This window comes from Sphaerospermopsis sp. FACHB-1094, from assembly GCF_014696195.1.
Classification (GTDB): Bacteria; Cyanobacteriota; Cyanobacteriia; order Cyanobacteriales; family Nostocaceae; genus Sphaerospermopsis; species Sphaerospermopsis kisseleviana.
Genome location: NZ_JACJPT010000014.1, coordinates 24321 through 40811 on the forward strand (window position 1 = coordinate 24321; position 16491 = coordinate 40811).

Genomic DNA, 16491 nt, shown 5'->3' on the forward strand with positions numbered 1-16491 from the left:
TTGTGAATAAACCATCAGAAATACAGCAAAATAAAACAAAAATAAAACATTTATTACATTTTGTTAAAAATGCCGATTCTCCCAGTTATCCTTTACATACATATATAATTATAGTGTATAATATATTCTTGTAAATTTTTATTATATTTTGACAGTCAAATGGAAGATACACGCAATAAAATTATCAGTTTTGTTGAATATGCTCGCCAGTTGAAGGGTGATGAAAAAGGAGAAGCACAGGTATTTTGCGATCGCCTATTTCAAGCATTCAACCATCAAGGTTATAAAGAAGCAGGAGCAGAATTAGAATATCGGGTAAAAGTTAAAGGAAAGTCTACCAAATTTGCTGATTTACTTTGGCGACCTCGGTTACTAATGGAAATGAAAAAACGGGGTGAAAAACTAGAAAGACACTATCAACAAGCCTTTGAATATTGGCTGGAATTAGTTCCCCATCGTCCACAATATGTAATTCTTTGTAACTTTGATGAATTTTGGATTTATGACTTTGATATTCAATTACAAGAACCATTAGATAAAGTAACATTAGAAGATTTACAAAATCGTTATACCGTCTTAAACTTCCTATTTCCTGAAAATCGTAAACCGCTATTCAATAACAACTTAGTTGACGTTACACGCAAAGCAGCAGATAACGTTGCTCAAGTTTTTAATCGCTTAGTGGAAAGAAGAGAAAAAAAAGACATTGCCCAAAAATTTATTCTTCAGTGCGTTGTTGCCTTATTTGCAGAAGATATTGATTTGTTACCTAGAGGATTATTTAGTGAATTTTTAGATGATTGTCGTACTAATAAAATCAGTTCTTATGATTTAATTGGTGGACTTTTTAATCAAATGGGAAGTGACCGTCCTGCACCTCAAGATAGCCGTTATCGAGATGTACCATATTTTAATGCTGGTTTATTCTCTAAAGTTGAACCAATCTCACTGACAAGAGGCGAACTTGATTTATTAGCATCAGCAGCGTCAGAAAAATGGTCAAAAGTAGAACCTGCTATTTTTGGGACATTATTTGAATCTAGCATGGGCAAAGAAGAACGTCATGCTTTAGGCGCACATTATACCAGTCCCGCAGACATTCAAAAAGTAGTTTTACCCACAATTGTTAGACCCTGGCAACAAAGAATTGATGCAGCCAATAAGCTAAATGAATTACTAGCACTCAGACAGGAATTAATTAATTTCAAAGTCCTTGATCCAGCCTGTGGTAGTGGTAATTTCCTTTATGTTGCCTATAGAGAAATCAAGAGATTAGAAGCCAGTTTATTAAACAAAATCCATGATAATTTCAGTCTGCGAACTACATCTAGTATAGGTACAATATCTTTAGTAAAAACAAACCAATTTTATGGATTAGATATTAAACCATTTGCTGTAGAACTAGCAAAAGTAACTTTAATGATTGCTAAAAAATTAGCATTAGATGAAGAAAATCAGCTACTTAATGTAGCACAAACCAGTTTATCTTTAGAAATGGATCGCGCCCTTCCTCTGGATAATTTGGATCAAAATATTCGCTGTGATGATGCTTTATTTTGTGATTGGGTAAAAGCAAATGCAATTATTGGCAACCCTCCCTATCAATCAAAAAACAAAATGCAGCAAGAATATGGAGAAGATTATGTTAGTCAACTAAGAGAAAAATATCAAGAAGTACCAGGAAGAGCAGATTATTGTGTTTATTGGTTTCGTCGTACCCATGATGAATTAAGCACAGGTGGACGCGCTGGACTGGTTGGTACAAATACCATCCGTCAAAATTACTCCCGTGAAGGCGGTTTAGATTATATAGTCAATAATGGTGGAACAATTACCGAAGCAGTTTCTACTCAAGTTTGGTCAGGTAGTGCAGTTGTTCATGTTTCCATTGTTAATTGGATCAAAGGTGAAGAATCAGGTCAAAAGAAATTATATACTCAAGTTGGAGATGATGTAGATAGTCCTTGGGAAGTTGTAGAACTTGAGAAAATTAACTCTTCTTTATCTGCAAAACTTGATGTTACTCAAGCAAAAAAACTTTTAGTTAATATCAACTCAGGAGCTTGTTATCAAGGACAAACTCACGGACATAAAGGATTTTTACTCACTGCACAACAAGCGAAAATAATTGCTAAAGATGAATCTTCTCAATCTGTAATTCATCCTTACTTAATAGGCAATAGTCTATTAGGGAATTATAAAAGTCTTACATCTCGCTACTGTATTGATATGAATCATTGTCAAGATTCTGTTTCAGCTATGAAACATAGCCTAGCATTTGAACATATTCAGAAAAATGTTTTTCCAACCATAGAAAAGAATGCTAATGATGAGAGAAAACAAACTGGTAAAGAGAATGGTCCACGTCAATCACACTTTCGTCATTGGTGGAGATTTTGGAGAGGAAGGCCGGAAATGTTGGAGAAAATTTCTCTCATTCCGAGATATGTTGCTTGTGCAAGAGTAACTAAACGTCCAATTTTTGAGTTTGTTAGTTCTTCAATACATCCTAATGATGCTCTGCAAGTATTCCCGTTATCAGATGATTATTCTTTCGGAATTTTACAATCTGATATTCATTGGCAATGGTTTAATGAAAGATGCTCAACTTTAAAAAGAGATTTTCGCTATACTTCTGATACTGTTTTTGATTCTTTTCCTTTTCCTCAAAATCCCAAATTATCACAGGTGAAGAAAGTAGCCGCAGCAGCAGTTAAATTACGAGAGTTAAGACAACAAATTATGACAGAAAATAAATGGAGTTTACGCGAACTTTATCGCACCCTAGAAATACCAGGAAAAAACCGTCTTCGCACAGCACATGAAGAACTTGACAAAGCAGTTCGTGAGGCTTATGGTATGGAAAAAACAAAAGATGTATTAAAGTTTTTGCTGGAATTAAATTTTGAAGTCGCAGATAGAGAAGCAAAAAATTTACCTGTAATAGCTCCTGGTTTACCTCCCTGTGTAACTGATGCTAGTGAGTTTATTACAGATGATTGTGTGAAAATGCCAGATTGAAATTTAATGTTTTACATAAGGGATCGCTTTTCTGGTGTGTAGGTTGTGGAGAGCGATCGCTTTTGGGTGTTGTGGTTTGAGTGCGATCGCTTTTCCGGTGTGTGGTTTGTGAGGTGCGTTAGCGAAGCTTACCGCAGGTATCGCATTTCCGATGTTGTAGTTTGTAGGTGCGATCGCTTCCACTAAAAACGGTATAATACTTGTATTCTCAAGGATAAAGATAATGGAAATTGAAGAATTTAAAGCAATAATCAAAGAAAGTATCCGCGAAGTTTTGCGAGAAGAAAGAATGTTATTGTGTCAAATTCTCATACCCTATGTAAGTGACGAAGAACAAGAAGAACTAGATGAAATGTTTGGTTCACCATCAGATTATGAAGATGAAGAATTGGTTGATATGACAGAGTGGGTAAAACATGGCCATAAAATTTCGTAAGAATGCTGTTAAGTTTTTAGAAAAGGCAAATCTTGAAGATGCTAAGAAGATTCAAGAAAAAATATCTCAACTTCTAGCTTTTGTCGAAGAACAAGCCATTATTCCCTTTACAGAACTTGATATTAAAAAGATGAAGGGAGAGTGGGAAGGATTTTATAGATTACGTATTGGTAAAATCAGAATAGTTTTGACAGCTAATACACAATCTGGTGAAGTTGAAATTTTCACAATTGGTACAAGAGGAGATGTTTATAAATAAAGACTTTTCCGATGTTGTGGTTTGTGGAGTGCGTTAGCGAAGCTTACCGAAGGTATTGCATTTCTGATGTTGTGGTGTGGTTTTGATGGGTATTCAAGCAGATATGATATCACTTTACTTTTTTGGGAATGTCCTATAAGTTAAATCCCAATTTCTATTCGGCATTGCTGTAAAGTCTTCTCGATAATTGCGATTAGAAAACTGACGGAAAATTTCACCACCGATATATTGAGTATTCATCAAAAATTTACCAAGATCCAATCGTGAAAATTTTTGAGCTTCATACCGACTTTTAACATAATCAGGAAACTGTTGAACTACAAATAGCAACCAAAAATAAGTGGTATACGTAGAGGAAAAAAGACATCTCGAAACATAAATGTTTCTATATGGATAAGTGAAATTACTAAATCTGTTAAATGATATAGTTCTTTATATATCTGATTTACAGCGTTAAATAGCGGATTATATTTAAATGCACTGATGCCGCAGTTTAATCACTGTGTAATCGTTAAGTAATTATGCATAGGATGTGCAAAGGGTTATATCCCTTTTTGAATAAGCTCATCATCTACTTCGATTACAAGTTTCATCAAATCAATTTCTTCTGTCACTTTTGCACTCCGACCAAAAATTTACACTACACATTATAATTGTAAAAGTTTTTAGTAAACATGAGGATCTTTTGCTATGTCACTTTTAAAGCTACTACAGACGCTCATTTCCGGTACTCATAATCCTGAATTGGATGCGGCGCGAATAAATCATGACAGCTTGCCTCAAAGCGAATATTTTCAGGGTGAAAAACTTTCAAAAGACCAATTGGAAAGGGATAAACAGATAACTTCTCAAAGAGGTTATCAATTGGGGCGGAGTTTGATAGCAGCTATCGAAGAACATTACTCTGCTCCAGAACAACAGCGAGTTATTAATAATCTTGTGAAAGCAATAGTATACCTTGGTAATAACGCCAGGATATTTCCTGATATGGACTATAAGGATATTTGGTACACAGATTACTATGATCTAATTGAATTAGCGAAAGATATGGGTTTAGGGGATCGTACTTTACCTCACTGGCCTGAAGAATCAAATTCCTTTAATCGCTATCTAGAACTGACTACTTCTGATTTGGTTCAAATATTTCTGGGTTTTTTAGAAGAAGCTTTGCTTGATGAGTATAAATTTGGGGCAGATTTAGATAGCTGGGTTAGGTACTTATTAAGAGAAACGTTAAAATCGAGACAGCGTTTAGCTCGTGAACAACAAAAGCAGGACGAAGCTTTGCGCTTTTCTCCTACAATCTTCAAAACAACTCAGCAGAATAAAAGCAATAACAGTAAGTAAGACATATAAACGTTAAAAGGTCTTCTGGTATTGTAGTTTGTTGAGAGCGATAGCGAAACGCGACCCAAGAATCCCATTTCCGGTATTGTGGTTTATGGGTGCGATACCTTCGGTAAGCTTCGCTAACGCTTTTTTGGTGTTTGGTTATATCCGTGCTGTGCTAACACATTCAGAATATAGTGATCCGATTTGATTCATGAATTTTTCGTAGAGGCAGGGAACAGGGAACAGGGAACAGGGAACAGGAAAGAAGGCTGTCAGTATTTATGGTGAGCGAAGCCGAACCATGTACGGAGTTCTGTTCAAAAATCAAATATTAGTCCTATATGATGAAGGAAAGTGGAAAGAATAATGCAAACTTTAAACCTTGAAAAAACCATTAATGCTTGGTCATCCATTGCCGAAAACGTCTTTTTTACTCACACAGAAGAGGAATATGAACACTTAGTTGATATACTAGATTCTCTGATAGATCAAGTTGGTGAAGATGAAAATCATCCTCTTGCATCTCTGATGGAAGTCATAGGAGTTTTAATTGAAAACTATGAAAATGAACATATTCCTGAACTGCATATTCCTGAACTGTAGGAAATTATTAATTGACTATCCACCATTTTCCATCATCCAAACTAACATCCCTAAAATTTCATCTACAGGAGGTAAAGGATAATCAGCTAAATCAATAGTTACAATATCACCCTCTAACTTTAAAAATCGCCATTGTGTACCGCTACTAATTGCACCATAAACAATACTAAGAGGATTATGTTTAGCAAGATTAAATCTCTGTGCAGCTACCATCTCTGCAATACACTGTCCAAACCCAGTTCTTAAATCTGCTTTTTTGGCTTCTACAATCACAATTACAGGTGCTTCAATTTCCAACACTTCAGGAGAACGACTTAACAGAAAGTCACATATTCCATTTAATCCCACCGACTCATCAACTGTAAAATCTTCACCAGAAAATAAACTAATTTGCCGATTTAAAATTCTTCTTACTTCTAACAAAACTGGATAAATAATCCCTTCAGAACGTGCTTTTTCACTAGCAGAAGCAGCAAGGGGTAAACTTTCTGCTAAATATGCTGTTAACGTCGTAGAAGGTTCAATTTTGGCAACTTCAGGAATAAAACGCCCACCTTCCTGAGTTTTTAACCCAAAAGCTTCTTTAACCTTACCTATAGATGTAAATTGACTATAAGACATATCTTGTAACATTCCTAGTTTTATAAAATTATTTTTGCGCCTCAGTGTCTGTGAGTGAGGCTAATATCTTATCTTAACTCAATTTTCATCAAACTGTGTCCCATCTGCAATTTCAATCTTTCATTCTCAATTCTTAACCTCTCATTTTCCTGTTCCAACATTATTACCATCTCTTGCAATTCTTCAACTTTCGATTTTTTCTTAATTGCTTCCTCAATTGCAACCTTCCGATTTTCCAAACTAAACCACTTCTGATAAATGGATGTGTGCATATTCACAGAATGACCCAAATTATCAGCCGCCGCTTTAATAGGAATCCCCATTAAATGCGCTCGAATTGCCCAAGCGTGACGTAAATCATAAGGTTGAAAATTCACACCCACAAATCTAAACCATCTATCTGTACCATGTCGCGCAGCGTTGATTTCTTTACTCGTTATTTTATCTTGAATTTTCAATTTCAATAATTCAATTGCTTCTAAATCTGTTTTTAAATTAAACTCTTCTACCCAACGAGGATATAATGGTAAAGCTTCCCTTTCTCCGGTTTTACATTCTTCATTAACTCGCCATGTATTCATGGTATTATCGGCAGATAACCACCAATCTAAATCCGGTTTCACAAAAATTTCAATCGGTCTTAAACCATAAGTTGCTAACATTCCATAAACCCATCTCCACAATTTCCAATTGTTTCTATCTTCTCTAGTTGTTAACTTACTTGGTCGGTTAATGGCGTAATTTTCAAACTTCAAATATTCTTTTTCAATTTCCACATCAGTGGGTATATCGCGTTTACGTTTTGCAGTAGGTTTAATTTTTAAATTGCTTAATTCAGGAACTTCTAAACCAGAACATTTACACAAAACCCGAATTACTTTAATCAATTCATTTTTCACACTATCAGAAGATTGGCAATTTTGCACAGCTTCGATAAAATTAGCATCTATCGCTAGTTTATCCTTGGGTAAATGCTTTTGAGCAATATAAAAATAACTGCTAAAAGTATTTTCACTTTTTAAAGTTTTTTTCCGAGTTTGGAAATAACGTTTCTCAAAATCTGCAATTAAATCACCAATGGTTTTTAAACTAGCTTTAATTCGAGTTTTTCCTAAATATTTATCATTCCAGTGAAATTGCCTTCTAGCAATTAACTTTCCTAATTCATAAGCCTCTTCTTCCGCAGTATTCAACCCATCAAAATTAAAAGGAATACCCAAAGAAATATCATATTGTTTTGTACCACTAGCATTTTTATCAATATCCCCTGGTTTAATAGGTAAAGTGCATCTCAACTGTAAAGAATTGCCAGATTTGCGGATATAAACACCAACATTAGCCGCTTTTAATCTACCATTAATTGCTTTTAATTCTGTAGTTAATTTTGCCGTTAGATGATTTTCTTGTTCATTTACTGCTTGCATTCTACCTAAATATCCCCCATCGGTAATAGCTGTTTGGTGAAAATCGGCAAATGCTTCCTGTGTTCTGTCCATACCCTAGATTTACCCTAATAAAAAAACCGTTCACTCTAGACAATGATTACCGCAAACATAGTCTAAAATGAACATTCTACAGCTATTTTTATGAGATAAATAATCTTTGCCGTGAAGGTAAAGCACAAGAAATCTACATCGTTACCTCTGGTGAAATGATGGCGATGTACGCTGCAAACAACATCGCTCGTGGTATTTTGAAATATGCACACTCCGGTGGTGTACGTTTAGGTGGTTTGATCTGTAACAGCCGTAAAACTGACCGGGAACACGAACTCATCGAAACCTTGGCTAAACGTTTGAACACCCAAATGATTCACTTCGTACCTCGTGACAACATCGTTCAACACGCAGAATTGCGTCGTATGACCGTTAACGAGTACGCTCCTGACAGCAACCAAGCTAACGAATACCGTGCATTAGCTAAGAAGATCATCGAAAACAAGAACCTCACCATTCCTACCCCAATAGAAATGGATGAATTAGAAGCTCTGTTGATCGAATACGGTATTCTTGACGATGATTCTAAGCACGCTGAAATCATTGGTAAGCCCGCTTCTGCAACCAAGTAGTATTCAGTAATTGAGGAATAGGAAAAAGGAAAACTCTACATCACTTCCTTTTTACCTTCCTCCCCAAGCGTGGGGATTAACTTCCCCTTCTCTACCTAAACAATATCTAAAAGAGCTAATAGAGGCCAGACATGACTCCTCCAGACAACAAGAAGATTGTTGAAGAAAGAAAAGAACTGATTAAAGACGTTCTTAAAGCTTATCCCGAAAAGGCTGCTAAGAAGCGCGAAAAGCACCTGAATGTACACGAAGAAGGTAAAACAGATTGTGGTGTTAAATCTAACATCAAATCCTTACCTGGTGTAATGACCGCTCGTGGTTGTGCTTATGCAGGTTCTAAGGGTGTGGTTTGGGGTCCTATTAAGGACATGATCCACATCAGCCATGGTCCTGTAGGTTGCGGTTACTGGTCTTGGTCTGGTCGTCGTAACTACTACTTAGGTACAACTGGTGTTGATACCTTCGGTACTATGCACTTCACTTCTGACTTCCAAGAACGCGACATCGTGTTCGGTGGAGACAAGAAGTTATTGAAACTGATCGAAGAATTAGAAGAATTATTCCCCTTAAACCGTGGTGTTTCCGTTCAATCTGAATGTCCCATCGGTCTAATTGGGGATGACATCGAAGCGGTTTCTAAGACAGCTGCTAAAAAACTCGGTAAACCCGTTATTCCTGTACGTTGCGAAGGTTTCCGTGGTGTGTCTCAGTCCTTGGGTCACCACATCGCTAACGACCAAATCCGTGACTGGGTATTCCCCAGAGCAGACAAAGCTAAGAAAGACGGTACTCTCAAGTTTGAAGGTACTCCTTACGACGTAGCAATCATCGGTGACTATAACATCGGTGGTGACGCTTGGGCAAGCCGTATCTTATTAGAAGAAATTGGTTTGCGTGTTGTTGCTCAGTGGTCTGGTGACGGTACTATCAATGAGATGTTGTTGACTCCTAATGTGAAGATCAACCTCATCCACTGCTATCGTTCTATGAACTATATCAGCCGTCACATGGAAGAAGCTTATGGTATTCCCTGGATGGAGTATAACTTCTTCGGTCCTACCAAGATTGCTGAATCTTTAAGAGCGATCGCTGCTAAATTTGATTCTAAGATCCAAGAAAACGCTGAGAAAGTTATTGCTAAATATCAGCCTTCTATGGATGCGATCGTTGCTAAGTACCGTCCTCGTTTGGAAGGTAAGACAGTTGCAATGATGGTTGGTGGTTTACGTCCCCGTCACGTTGTACCCGCTTTCCAAGATTTGGGTATGAAGTTGGTAGGTACTGGTTATGAGTTCGCTCATAATGACGACTATAAACGTACTACTCACTACATTGAAAACGGTACTATCGTTTATGACGACGTAACCGCTTTTGAATTTGAAGAGTTTGTTAAAGCTCTGAAGCCAGACTTAATTGCTTCTGGTGTGAAAGAGAAGTATGTATTCCAAAAGATGGGTCTTCCTTTCCGTCAAATGCACTCTTGGGATTACTCCGAACTTGATGATGTTTGTTGAAAGGTGCGGTAATTTCAGGTTTTTGAATTGGGGAATTTTGAGATTTTAATTTTTAGATTAAATTGATTTTATTATGTTCTAATATAACATTGTTTATGGATAACTGCAAGTGGTAAATGTTTGATTTTATCAGTGTTTGAGGGAATTGCTTAATTTTGTTGTTTGGTGATTTGGTAAAATTGGATAATTTTTAAAATTGGATTTTTTTAGACTAAATAGTAGGGTGGGTTTAACGAGTGTAGCTGTCATGGGTAAATTATCTTTAGTTTTCTTGATTTTATCATTGAGTATTTGAGAAAGTGCGTTAGCGAAGCGCACCGAAGGTATCGCACTATAACTTCGCTCGGCTAATTTAGTAGCTGTTCTCGCATCTGCACCACTTTCAACTATCACAATCACCTCAACCATTGACCTCTCCTTCTGATACCCAATCTTCCCCTTCAGCATCCCAAAATTCACCTGTTGTTAAAGTTTCTTTTGCCCATTCTATATCAGGATGTTCATCCAAACGTTTAGCAACTGTAAAACCTGATTTACTGTTATTTAAAATGTGGACTTGAGAAGGTGCAAGTGCATCAATTATATAAGGAGAATGGGTAGAAAAAATAATTTGTAGGTTAGGATTTTCTGCGATAATTTCTTTAAAAACTGTCATTAATTGACGTTGTGCCTGGGGATGAAGTCCCTGTTCCACATCATCTAATAATACTAAATTAGGTTGAGTAGGATTCATTAATACAGTTAATAATCCTAAAGTTAACATTGTTCCTTCGCTAATTGCATGGGCGGGAATACGTTCACCTGTATTCATATCTAAAACTACTTCTTGTCCGGTCATTTCCTGAGTTTGATCATAGGAAATAGAGCGACCATCAACTTCTATTAAACGTTGACGAATGACTGGAACTTTTGCCCGTCTAATACCAATTTTTTGGACATTTGGGACAACTTTTTTTAACATTTCTTCTATGATTTGAAATTTATCTGGTGCTTCATCACGGAGAAAATCTAAGGTAGGTGCTAATCCTGATCCATCAAATTCTACTCTGGGGGTAATTTCATCACTGTAAGCTGGTTTGGCGAGATTATTGGCAGCTAATTTGAGATAAACTGTATGTCGTAAAGACTTACGAATTACATCTGGAGAATTACTGAAAGAACTTGTCCATCCTGCTAAATTTTCTTTTGTTTCATTTATTATATATGATGCTGTGGGATGCCAATAATCATTATTTTCTTGTTTCCAATTATAGGCAGCTTGCCAATTTTGGCGATTTTTATAACCCCAAAACCACTTGCAGTAACAGACATATCTTTTTCACCAATTGTTGTAATAAATTGGGGCAATTTATCATACTGAAAAATATTTTTAAAGGGTGAGGCAGTTAGTCTGCTGAGATTATGTAATGCTTGGAGAACGCTGGTTTTACCAGCACTATTTTTTCCTACAAGTCCATGTAATTGGGAGTTATCGAAACTAAACTCTGTTGATTTATGGCTTTTGAAATTATGAAGATTTAGGCTTTGTAACATATTGTTGGTTTTATTTGTTCTCTTTTTATTTGAATCCCTTGAGGTGCTTTTATTTCTTTCATTGATGTTATCCATTGTATAGATTGATTTCTAGATGTAATATATTAAGATTAACTTCAATCATAATTTGCATGATGAATTGTTTCTATCTAAATATTAGATTAACATAGTATAACACAGCACTAAGTTATCCTATTATGCCTTAACAAAAATATACACTTAACCACCAATCAAGATGAGGATTAGTCTGTAACTTGGGTTAAGCAACAATACAACCCAAGATTATTTAAAAAAACAATAAATCACATCCTGTAAATCCTCAAATCCTGGACATCCTGATTCAGACAAATGCTACAATTAACAAATCACCACAAGGAGTAAAAAACTATGCCCATCATGACAATTAAAGATGTGGAAAAACTGCAAAGTGCTATCAATGATGCAGGTTTAGATTATGATCTAGAATTAGAAAATGGGAGCATTTCTATTGTGGGTCCATCGGATATCGTTTCTAGTGAAATTGGTATTCTTTTTAGCCGACTATTAGCAAACTGGGTTTATCCCCGTCGTTTAGGAAGAGTTTTTGATTCTGCGGGTGGTTTTATTTTACCAGATAGCAATTTAACAGCACCAGATGTTTCTTTTGTGCGTGCTGCAAGGTTGCGTCAAAGTCCCCGTTATTTTGGTGAACTTGTGCCTGATTTAGTAGTAGAAATTAAATCTCAAAGTGATAGAATTAAAACCTTAGAAAAAAAAGTTATCAATTTTATTAATTTGGGTGCAGTGGTGGGAATTTTAATTGATCCTGATGAAGAAACTGTTACGGTTTATCGTTCTCAAGGTGAACCGGTCGTTTTTAACAACAATGATGTTTTAACTATTCCTGAACTTTTACCAGGTTGGGAATTACCTATTTCTGAATTATGGCCTCCTGTTTTTACTGAGGAAGAAATAGAAAGTTAGTTTTAGTTGATTTTTAAATTATGTTTAAGTTGGTAAGGTGTGTAAAACAGATAAGTTAGTAAGAAAATGATTAAATTTATAATCTTTATCATCTGATTATAATCTGACACACCTTTAGGCAAAAGTTAAGAAATAAACGAACCACAGAGAACACAGAGAAATGAGGTTTTAAGAGAGATTTTCATAATTCTTTCTTGGTGGAAATCTTCATATTCTTTTGTTTTCCTTTAATCAGGAAAAGCTAAACCAGTGCGCGGATCACGAATATATAAACCTAGTGTTAAACTCCGCATTACTTCATCCCAAACAGGTGTTAATTGTTCTGCTTGATCCGCCCAATAATCAAAGGTAATTAAACATTGAATATTAGAACCTAAACCTACACAAATTCTAGAATATGCTTCTCTAGGTTCTGCTTGGGTATCAATAAATTTAATTTGTCCCCACATGATTTTTGCTGTTTGGCGTTTAACTTGTATGATTTCCCCTGTTTCAATGACATCACGCTTATCATCTTCTATGATTTTTTTTAAGGTGCGTTTGAGGGGGAATAATGTCCAATCATTGGGGGGTAAATGATTATAGGAAATTTCTAAACAACAATCATCATTAGGTGGTTTTTTATCTGTGAATTTAAAGGATTTTTCTTTGGGTTCAAATACCCAATCTTGGGGAACATTAAACCGCACTGCACCCCTACCAGCGACAAATATTTTATAATCTTCAGGTCCTTCCCAGTGATGGTTTGGATCTAGTTCGAGGGTTTCTTTAATCCATTGCAGGTTGCTTTTTTTACGCTTGGACATAATTTTCATGTTCTCCTTTGTTTCTAGATTTAAGATTCGAGTTTAATTTTCTGTTTCTGTCTCTAATTCTACACCTTCATATAATAATTCAATGGGAAATTCAAATTCAATGCTTGATAATGTAATTATATCTCCAGTCGTGTAGGGATAGTAAAGCCACATTCTCCCTTCTCCTCGACAATAACGCTCAACATATATTCTTTCCGAATCAATTAAAATATATTCTTGTAGGGAGGGAATTGTTAAATAATATCTGAATTTTTCTCCTTTATCTTTATTGGTTGTACTGGGAGAAAGCACCTCTACAATTAATTGCGGATGTTGAATAAATTTGCGAGCGTTGATATCTTCATGGTGACAACTAACAACAAGATCAGGATAGAAGTAGATGCTGTTGGGATTAACTTGTACTTTGACATCTGATACGTTGACTCGACAACCTTGAGGATGGACATGAGAATATAAAGGTCTGTAAAGATTGAGAGCAATATCATTATGGGGAATTGTACCACCAGTCATGGCGAAAACTTCGCCGTTGATGTATTCATAGCGAATATCTTGGTTAAGTTCCCATCTGAGATATTCCTCAAAGGTCATTTTTGGCTGTTTTTGGGGAATGGCTATCATATCAGAATTTTGAGAAGTTTGTTTTGATTATAGCTACAAATTTAATATTTTTTCTTGATTCACTGGCTGGTTATGTTGATGATTGCATTTCTTTAGAAAGATTTAAGATCCAGCAGTATTCTTGTTAATGACAATACACCGTAAAATATTAACGAACGTGATTTTTATGACATTTTTCCAATGAAAAACAAATTGACTTCTAAGCATCCTCGACTGTTGCAGTTGGTTGTGAGTGTTTTAGTGTTTTTTTTCGTTTTCACAACTGGGGTAAAAGCAGAAACTGCGAGTTCTACAGCGCCAGTCACTTTTGCTGCTTATGGTGATATACCTTATTTGGTGAAGTTGGCAGATGGTAGGACTGATGAGCAGGTTTTAATAGAAGATATTGCGCCAAAATTTCGTGAGAATGATGATATACCTTTTGTGATTCATCTAGGTGATCTTGGTCGTCCACAAGAAGCTTGTTCTGATGCTTGGTTGGAGAAGAGTCAGACTTTTTGGAAAAATGAAATAGTTAAACCAGTGTTTTATACACCAGGGGATAATGATTGGACTGATTGCGATCGCGAAAACCTCAAGGTACGACAATCAGAGTTAGAAAGATTGAATGCTATTCGACGGGTATTATTTAGTCAGCCTAAAAGTGTCAATCCTGAATGGCGATATGAACAACAAAGCAGTTTACCAGAAAATGAGACTTGGTTTTATAAAGGTGTCCGGTTTGTAACGCAACATATTGTGAGTACAGATAATGGTCGGACTGAGATATTTCTTGATGATCCTCAGACAGTTGAAAAACTGACAGATGCACGAGATAAAGAAAATGAAATTTGGCTCGATCATGCTTTTGATTTAGCCAAAAATAGTGATACATCTGCTATAGTTGTAGCGACTCAGTTAGATCCTTTTGCTCCTGATGGTAGCACCGGAGATGTGTACAGCAGATGTTTGAATAACCATGCTTACAAAGGATTTTGTGAACAGTTAGAGACATTGGCAGCAAAGTTAGATAAACCTGTTTTATTGCTGCATGGTGATACTAATGCTTACTGTTTTGATCAACCTTTTCCTGTGGCTAAAACTCCAAAATTATGGCGTTTAAATGCACCTGGTGATTTTAAGGTGATTGATGCTTCTTTGATTTCTTTTGATCCCACAAGTTCTGCACAACCTTTTAAAGTGACTGGACTTTTATCAGGTCAAGTTCCTCCTCAAGTCTGCGATTACAGTAGATAATTAATATCAGACGATCGCTTTTTTTGAATTAATACTTAATTAATTTGATAATTTGGCGATCGCATAACACAATGCAAATGTCACACTTTTTGAGTTGGCAAAGGTGCTAATTTTTACCTATTCTGGTTGACAGTTTTATAGCCGTAGACAGAGCAGTTAGGACATCAATGAATCATGAAACTCTCAACCCAATAGACATCTCCAGAAAAGAAATTATGGAACTTATTTATGGGGGCAGGGCGAAGCTTATGGAATATCTAGATGTCTGATTTTTCCGTTAAATTATCGCCCATAAGCTTCGCCCCTACAACTTATGACAAATTAATACATTCTATTTTGGAGATGTCTAATAGACATCATAATTGCACAGAATATTGCACAGAATGTAGAGAAGAGAGTTCTTACCTATGGAACATCTCTATATCTCTACAGTGATTTATGTTTAGTTTCACCAACCTGCTATTTTTCTGATGAAACAGGTGATTTTAATCTTTGTAGGGCAGGGAGGAATGGTGTACTACAATACGCAGTTTACCATTGGTATCCTTGATGAACTTCCAGGTTTTGTCCACTGTGGTTACTTTACCAGTCTTGTCAGTAATTAAGACATTGCCCATTGTTGTAGCTACATTACCAACAATGAAGATTCCAGCGTTGCGAATTTCTACCTTTCGCCATCCGTTGAGGGCAAAGCCAGTATCATTAGGGAAAGAAGAATCGTCGCCCACGAAATAAGCCAATGCACCTTGGCGTGTTGTGCGGAAAGTCTGTGGTGCTTTTGTCAAAGTTGGCTTGAACAGCACTGCACCCATCTGATAACCATAGGCTTGATCAATAATCTTCTCGGCTAATGCCTTAGCTGCGGCTTTTCCCTTCTGATCGTAGGTGGTGGAGATGGCGACTAATGCATCTCCCCAGGCTTTTTGGGCTGCCAGAACTTCAGACTCAGTGATGGTCATATTGACTACTGAAGTTGAGGGGGTTGATGAGTTGGAATTAAGGATGATGTTATTAACTTGAGCTTGAGCTATTGACGGAGTAGCAGCTAACAAGGCCATAGCAGCAGCGGTGACGGAAAGATTGATTCGCATACTTATAAAAAAACCTATCGGTTATACTTAACGATCACATTAAACCACATTAGAAATCTGGTAAAAATTATCGTAGGGACAATTCATAAATTGTCCATATAATGTCTATAGATATCTATTGTTTCAATAAACTCTATTAATACTTAGAAACTAATTTAAAAGTTACTTAGTGCTTCCAAAATATCAATGAAGATATCGTCAAGTTCTCCTATTGCTGCTAATTCTATTGCTTCTTCTGGTTTTCAGCACCCCCTAATTATTATTTTTGCAAAAAGCTCAAAGGGCAGAATTTAAAGCCCAAAAAGCAGAAATATCTGATGAAAAAGTTCAAGGGTTAGCAGCAAATTTGCAGGAATTAAATATTGATTCAGATACAATTTA

Annotated in this window: 18 protein-coding genes and 1 pseudogene; 9 read left to right on the forward strand and 10 right to left on the reverse strand. The window is 36.1% G+C overall.

Features of this window, described 5'->3' with window-relative positions; translation table 11 throughout:
- The first annotated feature begins 159 nt into the window (after positions 1–159).
- Positions 160–3021, forward strand: coding sequence for a DNA methyltransferase (locus tag H6F47_RS06390; RefSeq protein ID WP_190648109.1), 2862 nt, complete (start codon positions 160–162; stop codon positions 3019–3021).
- 3 nt (positions 3022–3024) lie between these two features.
- On the opposite strand, the gene H6F47_RS06395 is transcribed toward H6F47_RS06390, so the two are convergent.
- Entirely contained in the window at positions 3025–3204 is a 180-nt protein-coding gene (locus tag H6F47_RS06395) for a hypothetical protein (RefSeq protein ID WP_206755137.1), read from the reverse strand.
- Positions 3205–3244: 40 nt separating this feature from the next.
- Between H6F47_RS06395 and H6F47_RS06400 the strand changes: the two genes are divergently transcribed.
- Positions 3245–3457 (forward strand): hypothetical protein, encoded by a 213-nt coding sequence (locus tag H6F47_RS06400; protein ID WP_190346625.1) that lies wholly within the window; start codon positions 3245–3247, stop codon positions 3455–3457.
- Positions 3438–3716 carry a type II toxin-antitoxin system RelE/ParE family toxin gene (locus H6F47_RS06405; RefSeq protein ID WP_190648111.1) on the forward strand — a complete coding sequence of 93 codons (279 nt, stop codon included), beginning with the start codon at positions 3438–3440 and terminating at the stop codon, positions 3714–3716. Before H6F47_RS06400 ends, H6F47_RS06405 begins: the two co-directional genes overlap by 20 nt.
- A 114-nt stretch (positions 3717–3830) precedes the next feature.
- On the opposite strand, the gene H6F47_RS28425 is transcribed toward H6F47_RS06405, so the two are convergent.
- The gene (locus H6F47_RS28425; protein ID WP_277877134.1) at positions 3831–3956 is read right to left on the reverse strand and encodes a hypothetical protein; all 126 of its coding nucleotides are present in this window, start codon (positions 3954–3956) and stop codon (positions 3831–3833) included.
- Between the two features lie 450 nt (positions 3957–4406).
- Here H6F47_RS28425 and H6F47_RS06415 point away from each other — a divergent pair, with 450 nt between their 5' ends.
- Together H6F47_RS06415 and H6F47_RS06420 are read left to right on the forward strand one after the other, a co-directional pair.
- A complete protein-coding gene (locus tag H6F47_RS06415) occupies positions 4407–5063 on the forward strand; it encodes a hypothetical protein (RefSeq protein WP_187039466.1) in 657 nt (218 codons plus the stop codon).
- A gap of 351 nt (positions 5064–5414) precedes the next feature.
- Positions 5415–5651: a hypothetical protein gene (locus H6F47_RS06420; RefSeq protein WP_137668815.1), complete on the forward strand. Its 237-nt coding sequence runs from the start codon at positions 5415–5417 to the stop codon at positions 5649–5651.
- A 15-nt stretch (positions 5652–5666) separates the two neighbouring features.
- Here the strand turns inward: H6F47_RS06420 and H6F47_RS06425 are convergent, their stop codons facing one another.
- Both H6F47_RS06425 and H6F47_RS06430 read right to left on the reverse strand, forming a co-directional pair.
- Positions 5667–6272: a hypothetical protein gene (locus H6F47_RS06425; RefSeq protein WP_190648112.1), complete on the reverse strand. Its 606-nt coding sequence runs from the start codon at positions 6270–6272 to the stop codon at positions 5667–5669.
- Between the two features lie 68 nt (positions 6273–6340).
- Positions 6341–7768 carry an integrase gene (locus tag H6F47_RS06430; RefSeq protein WP_190648114.1) on the reverse strand — a complete coding sequence of 476 codons (1428 nt, stop codon included), beginning with the start codon at positions 7766–7768 and terminating at the stop codon, positions 6341–6343.
- 110 nt (positions 7769–7878) lie between these two features.
- Here H6F47_RS06430 and nifH point away from each other — a divergent pair.
- Together nifH and nifD are read left to right on the forward strand one after the other, a co-directional pair.
- Positions 7879–8340, forward strand: a pseudogene (nifH, locus tag H6F47_RS06435) (nitrogenase reductase); the annotation flags it as partial.
- A 131-nt stretch (positions 8341–8471) separates the two neighbouring features.
- Positions 8472–9854 carry a nitrogenase molybdenum-iron protein alpha chain gene (nifD, locus tag H6F47_RS06440; protein WP_190346628.1) on the forward strand — a complete coding sequence of 461 codons (1383 nt, stop codon included), beginning with the start codon at positions 8472–8474 and terminating at the stop codon, positions 9852–9854.
- A 129-nt stretch (positions 9855–9983) separates the two neighbouring features.
- Here nifD and H6F47_RS06445 read toward each other — a convergent pair whose 3' ends face one another.
- The 3 genes from H6F47_RS06445 to H6F47_RS27795 form a co-directional block, all read right to left on the reverse strand.
- On the reverse strand, positions 9984–10262 hold the full coding sequence (locus H6F47_RS06445) for a hypothetical protein (RefSeq protein WP_190648137.1): 279 nt from the start codon (positions 10260–10262) through the stop codon (positions 9984–9986).
- The gene (locus H6F47_RS27790) at positions 10255–10815 is read right to left on the reverse strand and encodes an ATP-binding protein (protein WP_228051698.1); all 561 of its coding nucleotides are present in this window, start codon (positions 10813–10815) and stop codon (positions 10255–10257) included. Before H6F47_RS27790 ends, H6F47_RS06445 begins: the two co-directional genes overlap by 8 nt.
- Before the next feature lie 236 nt (positions 10816–11051).
- A complete protein-coding gene (locus tag H6F47_RS27795) occupies positions 11052–11462 on the reverse strand; it encodes an AAA family ATPase (RefSeq protein WP_242027344.1) in 411 nt (136 codons plus the stop codon).
- A 312-nt stretch (positions 11463–11774) separates the two neighbouring features.
- Here H6F47_RS27795 and H6F47_RS06455 point away from each other — a divergent pair, with 312 nt between their 5' ends.
- Entirely contained in the window at positions 11775–12350 is a 576-nt protein-coding gene (locus tag H6F47_RS06455) for a Uma2 family endonuclease (RefSeq protein WP_190648116.1), read from the forward strand.
- Between the two features lie 227 nt (positions 12351–12577).
- Here H6F47_RS06455 and H6F47_RS06460 read toward each other — a convergent pair whose 3' ends face one another.
- On the reverse strand, positions 12578–13156 hold the full coding sequence (locus H6F47_RS06460) for a hypothetical protein (RefSeq protein ID WP_096568570.1): 579 nt from the start codon (positions 13154–13156) through the stop codon (positions 12578–12580).
- Positions 13157–13198: 42 nt separating this feature from the next.
- Complete coding sequence (locus H6F47_RS06465) at positions 13199–13783, reverse strand: Uma2 family endonuclease (protein ID WP_096568567.1); 585 nt, start codon at positions 13781–13783, stop codon at positions 13199–13201.
- 180 nt (positions 13784–13963) lie between these two features.
- On the opposite strand from H6F47_RS06465, the gene H6F47_RS06470 reads away from it, so the two are divergent.
- Entirely contained in the window at positions 13964–15019 is a 1056-nt protein-coding gene (locus H6F47_RS06470) for a hypothetical protein (RefSeq protein WP_190346632.1), read from the forward strand.
- 485 nt (positions 15020–15504) lie between these two features.
- On the opposite strand, the gene H6F47_RS06475 is transcribed toward H6F47_RS06470, so the two are convergent.
- Positions 15505–16110: a hypothetical protein gene (locus tag H6F47_RS06475; protein WP_190346633.1), complete on the reverse strand. Its 606-nt coding sequence runs from the start codon at positions 16108–16110 to the stop codon at positions 15505–15507.
- Positions 16111–16491: the final 381 nt, after the last annotated feature.

Coding starts and splice junctions, on each gene's coding strand:
- H6F47_RS06390 (WP_190648109.1), top strand. CDS start 160: ATGGAAGATACACGCAATAAAATTATCAGTTTTGTTGAATATGCTCGC.
- H6F47_RS06400 (WP_190346625.1), top strand. CDS start 3,245: ATGGAAATTGAAGAATTTAAAGCAATAATCAAAGAAAGTATCCGCGAA.
- H6F47_RS06405 (WP_190648111.1), top strand. CDS start 3,438: ATGGCCATAAAATTTCGTAAGAATGCTGTTAAGTTTTTAGAAAAGGCA.
- H6F47_RS28425 (WP_277877134.1), bottom strand. CDS start 3,956: ATGAATACTCAATATATCGGTGGTGAAATTTTCCGTCAGTTTTCTAAT.
- H6F47_RS06415 (WP_187039466.1), top strand. CDS start 4,407: ATGTCACTTTTAAAGCTACTACAGACGCTCATTTCCGGTACTCATAAT.
- H6F47_RS06420 (WP_137668815.1), top strand. CDS start 5,415: ATGCAAACTTTAAACCTTGAAAAAACCATTAATGCTTGGTCATCCATT.
- H6F47_RS06425 (WP_190648112.1), bottom strand. CDS start 6,272: ATGTCTTATAGTCAATTTACATCTATAGGTAAGGTTAAAGAAGCTTTT.
- H6F47_RS06430 (WP_190648114.1), bottom strand. CDS start 7,768: ATGGACAGAACACAGGAAGCATTTGCCGATTTTCACCAAACAGCTATT.
- nifD (WP_190346628.1), top strand. CDS start 8,472: ATGACTCCTCCAGACAACAAGAAGATTGTTGAAGAAAGAAAAGAACTG.
- H6F47_RS06445 (WP_190648137.1), bottom strand. CDS start 10,262: ATGGTTGAGGTGATTGTGATAGTTGAAAGTGGTGCAGATGCGAGAACA.
- H6F47_RS27790 (WP_228051698.1), bottom strand. CDS start 10,815: ATGTTAAAAAAAGTTGTCCCAAATGTCCAAAAAATTGGTATTAGACGG.
- H6F47_RS27795 (WP_242027344.1), bottom strand. CDS start 11,462: ATGGATAACATCAATGAAAGAAATAAAAGCACCTCAAGGGATTCAAAT.
- H6F47_RS06455 (WP_190648116.1), top strand. CDS start 11,775: ATGCCCATCATGACAATTAAAGATGTGGAAAAACTGCAAAGTGCTATC.
- H6F47_RS06460 (WP_096568570.1), bottom strand. CDS start 13,156: ATGTCCAAGCGTAAAAAAAGCAACCTGCAATGGATTAAAGAAACCCTC.
- H6F47_RS06465 (WP_096568567.1), bottom strand. CDS start 13,783: ATGATAGCCATTCCCCAAAAACAGCCAAAAATGACCTTTGAGGAATAT.
- H6F47_RS06470 (WP_190346632.1), top strand. CDS start 13,964: ATGAAAAACAAATTGACTTCTAAGCATCCTCGACTGTTGCAGTTGGTT.
- H6F47_RS06475 (WP_190346633.1), bottom strand. CDS start 16,110: ATGCGAATCAATCTTTCCGTCACCGCTGCTGCTATGGCCTTGTTAGCT.